The organism is uncultured Roseibium sp. (assembly GCF_947499295.1).
GTDB lineage: Bacteria > Pseudomonadota > Alphaproteobacteria > Rhizobiales > Stappiaceae > Roseibium.
This window is the reverse complement of sequence record NZ_CANMNP010000002.1, coordinates 147,651-159,653: the sequence shown is the minus strand read 5'-3', so window position 1 is coordinate 159,653 and position 12,003 is coordinate 147,651. Positions and strand designations below refer to the sequence as shown.

Here is a 12,003-nt window from a genome sequence, read left to right as displayed (position 1 = left end):
ATCCTGTCCACGGTTCAGAAAGAAACCTTGGGAACCGCGCGTTCGGCGTCATCTTCGATCTCAAAATATTCAGCCTTGTCGAACTTGAATTGGCTGGCGATCAGGTTCGACGGGAAGCTTTCAACAGCGACATTCAATCCTCTGACCGCGCCGTTGTAATACCGGCGTGCCATTTGGATGGCATTCTCGATCTCATCCAGTGACTGATGCAAATCAGTGAAGTTCTGGCTCGCCTTCAGGTCAGGATAGGCTTCCGCAACAGCAAACAATCGCCCCAATGCTTTCGAAAGCTCGCCTTCCGCCTTTGCCCGGCCTGCTATGTTGCCCGCCGGAATTGAACTTATGCTCGTGCGCAATTGCGTCACGGTGTCGAGCGTTTCCTGTTCATGGGATGCGTAGCCTTTGACCGTCTCAATAAGGTTTGGAATAAGATTGCTGCGGCGCTTGAGCTGGACTTCGATACCACTCCAGCCTTCCTCTACCATCTGACGCTTTTTCACGAGCGCGTTGTAGAGAAAGATGACAAGTACAGACAGCGCGATCAAAAGCGCCAGGAAAAACCAGGCCATATTCAAAACCTCCTAAAAAGTCTCGCGGAGGCTATCCGTTGCGACACGGATTGTCATCACGCAGAGTGAATGGACAGGGATGCAGCCGATGCATTCTGTTGCCAGCAAGAAGCCTCAATTCGGCATCGGCATATAGCAATTGCCAACGAGCTGGCCAGAACGCGTGATCATTCGTCCATCCGCTCTGATATCCCTGTCTTGCAGACGCAGAGAAATATTACTCGGCAGCCTGATTGTGATAGCCGACGCCACCGGCTTCTGTTTCCAGGAAGGCAGCACCGCATGCCTTGGCCAATTCGCGAACGCGCAAGATGTAGCTTTGGCGCTCTGTTACGGAAATAACACCACGTGCGTCCAGAAGATTGAAGGCATGACTAGCCTTGATGCACTGATCATAGGCCGGTAGCACGACCTGATGAACATTGGCTCCAGCCTCTTCACGGGCCTTCGCGCCCGCGTCGAGCAGCGATCGGCATTCCGTTTCCGCGTCCTTGAAGTGCCTAAACAGCATTTCCGTATCAGCGTGTTCAAAATTATGCCGGGAATATTCCTGTTCCGCCTGCAGGAAGACATCCCCGTAGGTGACTTTTTGGTCGCCTTCCATGCCGTTGTAGTTCAGCTCGTAGACGTTATCGACGCCCTGGATATACATTGCGAGACGCTCAAGACCATAGGTCAGCTCCCCGGAAACAGGCGAGCATTCAAAACCGGCGACCTGTTGGAAATACGTGAATTGCGAGACTTCCATGCCGTCGCACCAGCATTCCCAACCAAGACCCCAAGCGCCCAATGTCGGGCTTTCCCAGTCGTCCTCGACAAAGCGAATGTCATGTATCTTGGGATCGAGCCCGATCGCATAAAGCGAGTCCAGGTATAGCTGCTGCAGATTGTCGGGAGACGGTTTGAGGATAACCTGGAATTGGTAATAGTGTTGCAGCCTGTTCGGGTTTTCTCCGTAACGACCGTCGGTTGGCCGGCGCGAAGGCTGCACATAGGCAGCTTTCCAGGGCCGTGGTCCAAGCGAACGCAAAGTGGTTGCCGGATGAAAAGTTCCCGCGCCGACTTCCATGTCATAGGGCTGCAGAACCACGCAGCCCTGGTCTGCCCAAAAGCGCTGCAAAGTCAGGATCAGGCCTTGAAAGGAATTTTCCGGGCGCATGTGCGCCGGCACGGTTTCTGTCGACATTGGATATTCATTCCGCAAGAGGCTTTTGGCGGCAGGACATCCCGCCGATGCGGTGCGAGAGGTGCCACGATGTGACCTCTAGGTCAAGGTGAGTGCAACACAGCTGTTATGGAGCAACGGGACGCTCCTCCCTTACCAGGGGTTGACGGTTCCCGGCGGACAAACTACCAACGGGTCCGGCTCCAGGCGCCAGCTGCTCGCGGACTAAATGTCTTGGTGAAGATCTGGAACAGACGACTTTCGTTCCTCCGCGCGTTTCGTGAAGGCGGCAATGCGAGCTCCCCTCTCCCGTGAAACGCCAGATTTTGGAGAACGGAATGTCGACCGACATGTCCCAGACCAATGCGTTTACGCAAGGGCCCCTTGTCCCAACTCTTTTGAAAACTGCTTTACCAATCGTTCTGGTCATGAGCACAAACGGGCTTTTGACCGTTGCCGATGCGATGTTTCTTGGCCACTTTGTCGGACCGGAAGCGCTTAGTGCCGTTACTTTGATGTTTCCGGCCTATATGCTGCTCGTCGCAGCAGCGACGCTTATTTCAGGCGGAATGTCGAGTGTCCTCGCCCGCGCGCTCGGGGGTGAGCAAATACGTCTCGCCCAAGGCGTTTTTGTTGGCGCCCACGGTCTTTCGCTGCTTGCGGGCGCGACGGCGCTCCTCCTTTTCACAATGATCGGGTACCCGCTCATTCTCAAAGCGGCGGAAGGATCTGAGCCGATAGCCCGGATGGCCCATATTTATCTCGCGATTACAATATGGACCTCGCCTCTCCTGTTTGTACTGTCTGTGCAGTCAGATGCCCTGAGGTGCGAAGGCTATGTCATTCAAATGGCAGGCGTCAGTCTCTTTGTTTCGCTGTCCAATATCGCGTTCAATTTTCTGCTGGTCGCTATATTGGACTTTGGCGTTGCCGGAATGGCGTGTGGAACAGCGATGGCGCAAGTTTTGGCGTTTGTCTTCGTGATTGGCTTTCGCATGCGCACCAACAGCATTTTGAAACCTCAGGTTCTTCGCAGTCATTCGTTGACTGCACACTGGGTTTCAATTCTCAAACTCGGCGCTCCGCAAAGCCTCAACTTTGCAGGAATTGCCCTCGGATCGGCTGCAACCTTTGCTTCCCTTCAGCATTTCGGGTCGGCGGGTTACGAAGCCACTGTCGCCGCATTCGGTCTCATGACCCGCATCATGACGTTCGTGTTCTTGCCTCTTCTGGGGTTGACCCAAGCGCTGCAAGCCATGATCGGCAACAACTATGGTGCTGGAAAGTGGCAGCGGTCGGACAACACACTGCGTCTGGGGCTCATGATTGCGTTCTTCTATTGCCTTAGTGCCCAGGTCTTGCTGACACTTTTTGCCCGCCAAATAGGTTTCTTGTTTGTCGAGGATGCGAGGATCGTTGGCGAGTTGGACAGGATCATGCCGATCAACATCGCGATGATGCTGGTAACAGGGCCATTCTTCGTTATTGCGACCTATTTCCAGGCACTCGGCGATGCTGGACGCGCAGCATTGATCAGCCTGATCAAGCCCTACTTTTTCTTTCTGCCGCTGTTGTTCGTGTTACCTCAGTATTTCGGAGAAATCGGCATCTGGCTCGCCGGTCCTGCAGCCGAATGTCTGCTGCTTTTGCTGACGGTAGCCGTTCTTTGGTCAACTGCCAGAACAAACTCCACGCGCTGGGGATTGTTTGTCGCTTCGGCAGCAAAATAACGTCAAGACCAATTGTAGGCGGGGTATTTCGCTCCGCCTGCTTTCTCTAATTGCTGGGCCGGTACTTTCCGCTCACCGGGTCGCGCACCAGCTTGGTACCACGTCCATTCGGATCTGCGTTGGCAGCAGCTTTGGAGATCTGATTTTCAACTTCGGCCATCTTGCGCTTGACCCGTTGAACAATCCAGTAGCCGCCAACGGCCAAAGCTGCCACTCCAATCAATTCCGTCATCTTCTGTTCCCCTTCTTGCCCGGAAGATCACACTTGTATTGTGCCTTTTTAAAGGCCGTAGCGCATCCAGAGCGCTCGTTCCTCAACGGCGGAAATAAGGTCCTGTCCGAGCCCTTCCGTCAAAGATTTACCTGACAGGGCGACACCCAGTCCGGCTTTCCTTCCGAACAGTCCTCGCGGTGCTGCCACGAGTTTCGGCTCGGTCATGTCGCCATACCGGTCCCTGATAACGCTGCGCAAATCGCCAATTCCATCGACCAGGCCAAGTTCGACCGCTTTGCGCCCTGTCCAGAATTTGCCGCTGAACAGATCCGGATCGTCTGTCAGAATATCCCCCCGGCGCGACTTGACGATGTCGATGAAGGTGTCATGGATTTCCTGTTGCAGTGTCTTCAGATATTCGATGTCCTCAGGCACTTCAGGTTGGAAGGGATCGAGCGTGACCTTCTTTTCCCCGGCTGTGTAAACCCGGCGGTCAACTCCCACTTTCTTGATCAATTCCGTAAAGCCGAAGCCGGCAGCGACGACGCCAATCGAGCCGACGATTGAAGAGGGGTCGACAAAGATTTCATCGCCGGCCAGTGAAATCATGTACCCGCCGCTGGCGGCAACATCCTCGACAAAAACCAGAACGTCCTTTTCATTTTCCTTCGCAAGATCGCGAATGCGCTTGAAAATCAGCCTTGATTGAACCGGAGATCCGCCAGGCGAATTCACAATTATGGCAACCGCGGGTGCTTTCTTGAACGAAAAGGCTTTTTCCAGCGGCAATGCGGTTGTCGCGAGAGAAAGGCCAGTGCGCATCGGGCTGTTCATTCCGATGGCCCCTTGAAGGCGGACGACCGGAACAACCAGCTTTTCGTTTCGGAAACGTTTGGGGAGATAGCGGCGAAGAGAAGAAAGCACGCGCAATTGGTCCTGACAGAGTTCACAAACTCCTCCCGATATATGTATCGGGAACTGACTTTCAAAGGTTGTGATGCCGGGAAAATCAGCAGGACAGTATCAGCTTAGGCTCATGCACCGAATGCACTGATCTTCTTTTTCCGAACCGGTTTCGGTTTCGGCTCGGCTTTTTCTTCCTGAAGTTTTCGGATCAGCTCATTCGGCTGAGGGGCCGGTTCAGTGGCAAATGGCCAGCTGAGTTGAACCCCCGCCTGCCCGTTCTTGTGCCACACTATCCGTCCCGCTACCGGCAAATCCAGACCGGGTATGGATATGTCGATGTTGTCGGGCAGACGGGTGAGATGTTCCCCTTCCAGGCGGCAGCCGGACCGGCTGGCATCGACAATCCGGCACTTCATTGAAACAGGGTTGGACTTGCCGCAAACTATGGCGGTGATCCAGACCGGACGACGGACTTCGCGGCGCTTGTCATCTGAGGCAGGTTTGTTGACCTCAAACGAGATCTGCGCTTCGTTGTCGCCATAGGCGATAATCGCACCATGCAACAGCTTGTCAAAACCGTCGATGCGAAGCCCGACCTCTTCCTTAAGAAGGTCAACCTTATCTGAAACGATCCAACAACCGGTGTCCGTCAACTCGCGAGCAGCAACTTCGAAACAAGACATATCTGCAAGATCGACGACGAGTGCAGACATGCCTTCCGCAGCATTCGTCGCAATGGCCAAATGGTTCAATTTATCCCCCGCAATATTGACAGGGATGTTACAAATCGAAGCTGAATTCCGAGTTAACGCAAGGAGATAACACACTCTTTCAAGCCTGATCTGAGCTTGGTGCATTCGGTTCAAGCACCGCGTTTCAGATATAGCCGGCCCACCGCAATTCCCCTTTGTTCAGCAAGCGACTGCGGGACGAAAAAACCTCAGTCAGGTCCCTTCCGGCGCTTGACCCCAAAACCACTTGAGTTGCTTTTGGCTTTGTCCTTAACACCCGCTTTTCCAGCAAGATCCGGCGGTTTGATACGCGTTTCAGTGTTGTCACCGTCATTGGCGAATTGCCAAGTGAGCTTCACTCCGGCAAAGCTGGAATTTCGCCAAACAATTTCGCCTTTGACGGGCATATCGAGGCCGGCAATCTGCAGCTTGATGTTTTCTGGGAGAACTTCGAGACCTGTGCTCGACAATCGGCATCCGGATTTGCTGGCGTCGACAATGTCACATCTGACGCCATCATCAGACTTATGACCGCTGACCCAAGCAGGAATGGATACCGACTTGCGCGGCTCCCTGCGTTTCTCCACCTGGCTCTTGTCTTCAACCTTGAAGGATACATAAACGCTGCCGTCTTCGACTTTCTCGACGCGGCCTTTGATCATCTGCTCCATGTCGGCAAGGCGAATTCCAACCAATTGACCGATCTCGGTCAGCTTGCCCGAGCGGATCTCGCAACCGGACTTGTTGAACTTCGACGCGGTGGTTTCCTCACATGCGAGCGTGCCGAAATCGAGAACAAGAACCGGCTGACCTGTGACTTCAGGACCGTCTTTGACTGTCTCAGACAACGTGCCCTCCCTAGTCCTGGCGCACGAGCATGCCGCGCGCGGGCGGAAGAGTTTCAAGCGTCAAATATTAGGTCACATCCGATTTAACAGGACCTAAATATTTTCGCGGACTGGACAGTTAAACTTGGCAAATTGCGACGAAATACGAATCCCTACAGAGATTCCTTCAAGACGATTTCAAATTGATCCGTTCAACCAACTTTTAACTAGAAGATTTACCTAGGGAATAACGCACTCAAATTTGAATTTTGACTTTATTTTTTCAGGCTCTGACTGATCGCCAAAAAATCCCGCCAAGAAAGACGCTTCTCAAGGGGACTGCGAAGCAGATATGCCGGATGATAAGTCGCTATCGCGGCAATTTCCTTGCCGCTTCCGGGATAAGCCATCCAACGGCCACGCATCTTGCGAATACCCTCCTGAACGCCAAGCAAGGTCTTGGCTGAGGCCGCTCCGAGGAACACGAGCACATCCGGGTTCACAAGTTCAATCTGCCGCTTGATAAACGGTTTGCAGATCTCGGTTTCCTGAGGTGTGGGCGTCCGGTTTCCAGGTGGGCGCCAGGGCACTACATTGGCGATATAGGTTGACGATCGCTCCATGCCGATCGCGTCAAGCATGCGATCAAGGAGCTGTCCAGACCGGCCCACAAAAGGCTTGCCCTGCAAATCCTCATCCCGTCCAGGTGCTTCACCGACGAACATAAGCCTCGCCTCAGGGTGACCATCGGCAAACACAAGGGTCTTGGCTGTCAGTTTCAAATTGCACCCGTCAAAGGCTTCCAGACAGGCCCGCAACTCCTCAAGCGATGTCGCGGATGCTGCGATATCCCTGGCTGCCGCAATAATTTGAGCATCAGGCAGCACAGCACTCGGCTGCTCACCTCGCGTTGCCGCCGGTGCGGCTGGACTTGCTGGCGGCTGGGCGGGACGTGCGTCCCTCGGTCGTTCCGGAGCGACCAGGGTGGGCGCAACACTTGGCGGACCTGCGACCGTTTTCTTTTGACGAAACTGCTCCGCCTGCTTGTTGGTCAACTCATACCAGTCAAGTGGCTTGTCACCCATGAAACAGTCCACACCGGCGCTGGAATAGAAATCCAGCAGGGCTTCCAGGTGAGACATGTCGATTGGGTTTTGCTGCACTACCACTACCTCCGGCGGACGAGTTTAATCAGCTAATGCAATAGAACAAGAGAGCTCCTCGCCACAACGAGGGCCGATCATCGTTATCCAACGGGTTTGCACAATCTCAGGCCAAATTTGTTTATTACGTTTACGTAAACGTAATTTTCCACTCTTGACGCCCAGACCCCGCTTTGGTCTATCTGAACCTCAAATGGTGAGAACTGAACTCAAATTGCCTCTTAAAGACAAAAATTGTCGTGTTTTGCGCTGCAAAATGAGGCAAAAGGGCGATATGGGCGAAGCCGTGCCCCTTTTGGGCGGAGGGAGAAAAAGATGAGCGAACAAGACGCGCTTGGCGAACGCGAGAGCATGGATGTCGATGTCGTGATTGTGGGTGCAGGCCCTGCAGGTCTTGCAGCTGCAATCAGACTGAAACAGCTCGCCAACGAAAAAGGCGAGGAACTAAGTGTCGTGGTCCTGGAAAAGGGATCGGAAGTCGGCGCTCATATTTTGTCGGGCGCTGTGATCGACCCAGTCGCGCTGGACCAGCTTCTTCCGGAGTGGCGGGACGAGGACACGCCGATAAAAACGCCCGTCACCGCAGACCACTTTCTGGTGCTCGGACCGGCCGGTTCGATGCGTTTGCCAAATATGTTCATGCCCAAACTCATGGGCAACCACGGCAATTACATTGTTTCGCTTGGCAATGTCTGCCGCTGGCTTGCCGAGAAAGCGGAAGTTCTTGGCGTGGAGATTTACCCCGGATTTGCCGCCGCGGAGCTGCTTTACGACGAGAGCGGAAACGTTGTCGGTGTTGCCACTGGCGACATGGGTATTGGCCGCGACGGAAAACCGAATGCCATGTTCACCCGCGGCATGGAACTCAGAGGCAAATACACGCTGATCGGTGAAGGTGCGCGCGGATCGCTTGCCAAACAACTGATTGAGAAATTCGATCTCGACCGAGAGAGCGACGTCGCGAAATTCGGTATCGGCATCAAGGAACTATGGCAGGTTGACCCTTCGAAGCATCGACCAGGCCTGGTTCAGCACTCGTTTGGGTGGCCGCTGGACGGCAAGACCGGTGGTGGCTCGTTCCTCTATCATCTGGAAGACAACCAGGTGGCGGTCGGCTTTGTGGTTCATCTCAACTACGAAAATCCATGGCTCTCGCCGTTCGACGAATTCCAGCGTTTCAAAACGCACCCAGCCATTTGCGATACTTTCGAAGGCGGCAAGCGCATTTCCTATGGCGCACGCGCGATCACGGAAGGCGGCTTTCAGTCCGTGCCGAAGATGTCGTTTCCAGGAGGCCTGCTGATGGGATGCTCGGCCGGCCTCGTCAACGTGCCCAGGATCAAGGGCTCACACAACGCGATGCTGTCCGGAATGCTGGCGGCGGACGAAGTGATGTCGGCCATCGGGCGCGGGGAAGCTCATTCGGAACTGACGAATTACGATGCGGCATGGCGCAACAGCCCGATTGGCGACGACCTGAAAAAGGTACGTAATGCAAAGCCACTTTGGTCAAAGTTCGGCACCTGGCTTGGCATTGGCCTTGGTGGCCTGGACATGTGGACCAACGAGTTGTTCGGTTTCTCGTTCTTCGGAACAATGAAACACGGCAAAAAAGACTCCGAGACACTGAAACCGGCCAAAGACTGCAAGAAGATCGACTATCCGAAGCCAGACGGCGTAGTTTCCTTCGACAAGCTTTCGTCTGTGTTCCTGTCCAATACCAACCACGAAGAAGATCAGCCGATTCACCTGAAGGTGAAGGACGACGTCCTCCAGAAGTCTTCCGAGCATGACATCTTTGCAGGGCCCTCCAACCGTTACTGTCCGGCCGGCGTTTATGAATGGGTGGAAGAAGGTGAAGACGCTCCGCGATTCCAGATCAATTCGCAGAACTGCGTTCACTGCAAGACCTGCGATATCAAGGATCCGAACGGCAATATCACCTGGACCGTACCGGAAGGAGCTGGCGGGCCCAATTACCCGAACATGTAGGTGTGATTTCCGATGACCAAGGTTGAGCCACGGCAAGTCCGTGGCTTTTCTTTTTTATCGAAGACCCTTTTCCCAAAAACAAAACAGCACCGGAAAGACGTCTTTCCGGTGCTGCAGTCTTGCGGCCGATGGGTCGTATCAAGCCGGTATCAGTGGGGGTCCGGCTTGTTGCGGTTGTCCATTGCGTAACGCTGAGGAGCGGAAAGCCCACTCCTTCGCATGTCACGCAAACGCCCGCGCCACAAGGTCTTCGCCAGCGTTCATGACGACAGGCGATTATGTCGTGAGGTCGAAGGTCCTGATGGAGCCAACGTGCACAATATCCCAGATGTTGTCTGGATTATTTGGGTTTGGCCGAATAATTAAATTCGATTAACCAAACCTCATTGGGCGCTGATGTAGCTTCACGTTACGGAAACGTCAACCAGAAATTTCACGGGATAAAAACTAATTATAACCCCAGAAAGTCTCTTTATACCAATTGGTCAAATTTTGCTCCTGACCAAGTGTGAGATGACCTCCTGCTTCTCTGCATCTGAAGCTCCCGGCGAAAAGCTGCCGTAAAGGTTACTTGGCACTATTTACAGTACGCACAACTGTTTTTCCCTTTAATTTACAATCACATAGAGAAATGCATGTCGCATGTTTTGCCCATAAATTTTTTTTATATCACAATAGATTACAGAAATACTAAGTGCAATTCTTTGAATTTACAGCACTTATTCAATGTAGAAACGCTCGCAAGTCGCCTGCTTGCGTGACGCACTTCACCATAATGACGCGCATCCGCACTATAACTATTTGTTTTTATTTATCTTTAGACTTATCCACACCCAGAGGCATCGTGGAATAGTTATGATTGCGCAGTTGGGATGGTTAATTTAGTTTTACTTTTAACGGGGCTAATTTGATTTGTAATAACGTTCAAAGCGTTACCAGCAATCTCCTCGCGGTGTTCCCGCGGCAATCCCCAAATACGATCAAGAGGTCGGACCGCACAATGCGGTTGGATACCTTGTGGACAGGAGGGACATTAAGTCTCGAGCAAGGACGCGGCGGTTCTGGCTCAGGAATTAAGAAACTCCGACAATTTCATTCAGAAAAGCCTGTGCTCTTCTGAAACCCATCGACCACAAGGACAGCACCGGGAAGGCCACTTCCCGGTGCTTTTTCATGAAATCAAGACATCTTGGCGCAAACACAAATTCCCAAGACAGGAATACTAGGCTGCGTTTTGCCGATTTGACGTCCGTCTACGGCGTGAACGCCTGGAATGTGCCCTGTTGTCGTTATCGCCTGAAGCGGATTGTTTGCGGTACGGCTTCTTGGCCGAAGGCTTGTTGCCCCGATTGCCTCCACCACGCTTCGCTTTGCTTGCTGCTGACATGGGGGGAACTTCTCCACCAGCCACCGCAATCTCGATACCGATCAGTTTCTCGATCTGCCTGAAGAGACCGATTTCTTCCGGTGCACACAAGGCAACAGCTTCACCTTCCGCGCCTGCACGTGCTGTCCGGCCGATCCGATGCACATAGGCCTCGGCAACCTCAGGCAACTCGAAGTTATAGACGTGACTGACACCAGGGATATCGATCCCTCTTGCAGCAACATCCGTTGCGACGAGAACATTGATGGCGCCGGACTTGAGATCCCGGATTGCGCGTTCGCGCTGGTTCTGGCTTTTGTTGCCATGGATGGATCCTGCGGAAATGCCGGACTGCGCCAGTTTTCTCATCAGGCGCTCTGCACCGTGTTTGGTGCGGCAGAAAACCAAAGACATGCCATCCGGCTTGGCTTTCAGTTGACCGACCAGGAAATCGCCCTTGGCTTTTTGGTCCATGAAGTGGACCGACTGCGTGATCTTGTCGGCTGTCTTTCCAGCCGGTGCGACTTCAACCCGCTCCGGATTTCTGAGGTAGGACTGGGCAAGTTCATTGATCTGTTTCGGCATCGTGGCGGAAAACAGCAGTGTCTGGCGTTCATCGGCCACAAGGCCGGCAATCCGGCGAAGCGCGTGAATGAAGCCGAGATCCAGCATCTGATCTGCTTCGTCGAGAACGAGATAGGACGCGGTACCAAGATCAACGGCTCCACGGTCCACCAAATCAAGCAGACGGCCCGGCGTCGCCACAAGAATGTCCGTTCCCCTGGAAAGGCGTTTGATCTGGCCATTGATGGACACACCACCGACAACAGAGGTGACCCGAAGTGGCGTTTTCTTCAGGAACGAAATCAGGTTCTTTGCAATCTGATTGACAAGTTCGCGTGTCGGCGCCAGCACCAGCGCGCGCGTTCCCCGCGAGCGAGGCTGGGTTCCATCGGCCACGAGCTGGTCGATCAGGGGAAGTCCGAAAGCGGCAGTCTTGCCGGTACCCGTTTGAGCAAGACCCATCAGGTCCTTGCCCTCAAGAATAAGCGGGATTGCCTTTTGCTGGATCGGCGTCGGTGTCGCATAGCCATTTTCAGAAACGGCAGTAAGCAGGTCGCCGGAAAGTCCCAGGCTGTGAAAATCGGTCAAATTGAATTCCTTGACTGCAAGCGCTACGAAACACGCTTGCGGTACCGCACGGCACCTGCCCTGCGGTTTGTTATGAAGCGCGGCAGCCGGAATCAATACAATGAAGGCTCCATGCCGCCAGACCCTCGCGTGAATTGGGAACTGTTTGAGCCCCTCATTAGGCTCATGTTTGGACAATCGGAAGCGGC

10 protein-coding genes are annotated in these 12,003 nt (G+C 53.7%); 2 read left to right on the top strand and 8 right to left on the bottom strand.

The window, feature by feature from the left end; genetic code table 11:
* Positions 1 to 14 precede the first annotated feature (14 nt).
* Together Q0835_RS04870 and Q0835_RS04865 are read right to left on the bottom strand one after the other, a co-directional pair.
* Positions 15 to 569 carry a LemA family protein gene (locus tag Q0835_RS04870; protein ID WP_298813768.1) on the bottom strand — a complete coding sequence of 185 codons (555 nt, stop codon included), beginning with the start codon at positions 567 to 569 and terminating at the stop codon, positions 15 to 17.
* 217 nt (positions 570 to 786) lie between these two features.
* Positions 787 to 1,755: a glycine--tRNA ligase subunit alpha gene (locus Q0835_RS04865; RefSeq protein WP_298813770.1), complete on the bottom strand. Its 969-nt coding sequence runs from the start codon at positions 1,753 to 1,755 to the stop codon at positions 787 to 789.
* Between the two features lie 317 nt (positions 1,756 to 2,072).
* Here Q0835_RS04865 and Q0835_RS04860 point away from each other — a divergent pair, with 317 nt between their 5' ends.
* Entirely contained in the window at positions 2,073 to 3,464 is a 1,392-nt protein-coding gene (locus tag Q0835_RS04860; RefSeq protein WP_298958887.1) for an MATE family efflux transporter, read from the top strand.
* A gap of 46 nt (positions 3,465 to 3,510) precedes the next feature.
* Here the strand turns inward: Q0835_RS04860 and Q0835_RS04855 are convergent, their stop codons facing one another.
* The 5 genes from Q0835_RS04855 to Q0835_RS04835 form a co-directional block, all read right to left on the bottom strand.
* Positions 3,511 to 3,696 (bottom strand): hypothetical protein, encoded by a 186-nt coding sequence (locus Q0835_RS04855; protein WP_298958885.1) that lies wholly within the window; start codon positions 3,694 to 3,696, stop codon positions 3,511 to 3,513.
* A 48-nt stretch (positions 3,697 to 3,744) separates the two neighbouring features.
* Entirely contained in the window at positions 3,745 to 4,602 is an 858-nt protein-coding gene (locus Q0835_RS04850) for a S49 family peptidase (RefSeq protein ID WP_298958883.1), read from the bottom strand.
* 110 nt (positions 4,603 to 4,712) lie between these two features.
* On the bottom strand, positions 4,713 to 5,336 hold the full coding sequence (locus Q0835_RS04845) for a PilZ domain-containing protein (protein ID WP_298958880.1): 624 nt from the start codon (positions 5,334 to 5,336) through the stop codon (positions 4,713 to 4,715).
* Between the two features lie 188 nt (positions 5,337 to 5,524).
* Positions 5,525 to 6,163 (bottom strand): PilZ domain-containing protein, encoded by a 639-nt coding sequence (locus Q0835_RS04840; RefSeq protein WP_298813781.1) that lies wholly within the window; start codon positions 6,161 to 6,163, stop codon positions 5,525 to 5,527.
* A 254-nt stretch (positions 6,164 to 6,417) separates the two neighbouring features.
* Entirely contained in the window at positions 6,418 to 7,284 is an 867-nt protein-coding gene (locus Q0835_RS04835) for a uracil-DNA glycosylase (RefSeq protein ID WP_298959491.1), read from the bottom strand.
* Positions 7,285 to 7,620: 336 nt separating this feature from the next.
* Here Q0835_RS04835 and Q0835_RS04830 point away from each other — a divergent pair, with 336 nt between their 5' ends.
* Entirely contained in the window at positions 7,621 to 9,297 is a 1,677-nt protein-coding gene (locus Q0835_RS04830) for an electron transfer flavoprotein-ubiquinone oxidoreductase (RefSeq protein ID WP_298958877.1), read from the top strand.
* A 1,222-nt stretch (positions 9,298 to 10,519) separates the two neighbouring features.
* Here Q0835_RS04830 and Q0835_RS04825 read toward each other — a convergent pair.
* Positions 10,520 to 11,815 carry a DEAD/DEAH box helicase gene (locus Q0835_RS04825; protein WP_298958875.1) on the bottom strand — a complete coding sequence of 432 codons (1,296 nt, stop codon included), beginning with the start codon at positions 11,813 to 11,815 and terminating at the stop codon, positions 10,520 to 10,522.
* Positions 11,816 to 12,003 lie beyond the last annotated feature (188 nt).

Coding starts and splice junctions, on each gene's coding strand:
- Q0835_RS04870 (WP_298813768.1), bottom strand. CDS start 569: ATGGCCTGGTTTTTCCTGGCGCTTTTGATCGCGCTGTCTGTACTTGTC.
- Q0835_RS04830 (WP_298958877.1), top strand. CDS start 7,621: ATGAGCGAACAAGACGCGCTTGGCGAACGCGAGAGCATGGATGTCGAT.
- Q0835_RS04860 (WP_298958887.1), top strand. CDS start 2,073: ATGTCGACCGACATGTCCCAGACCAATGCGTTTACGCAAGGGCCCCTT.
- Q0835_RS04835 (WP_298959491.1), bottom strand. CDS start 7,284: ATGTCTCACCTGGAAGCCCTGCTGGATTTCTATTCCAGCGCCGGTGTG.
- Q0835_RS04865 (WP_298813770.1), bottom strand. CDS start 1,755: ATGTCGACAGAAACCGTGCCGGCGCACATGCGCCCGGAAAATTCCTTT.
- Q0835_RS04855 (WP_298958885.1), bottom strand. CDS start 3,696: ATGACGGAATTGATTGGAGTGGCAGCTTTGGCCGTTGGCGGCTACTGG.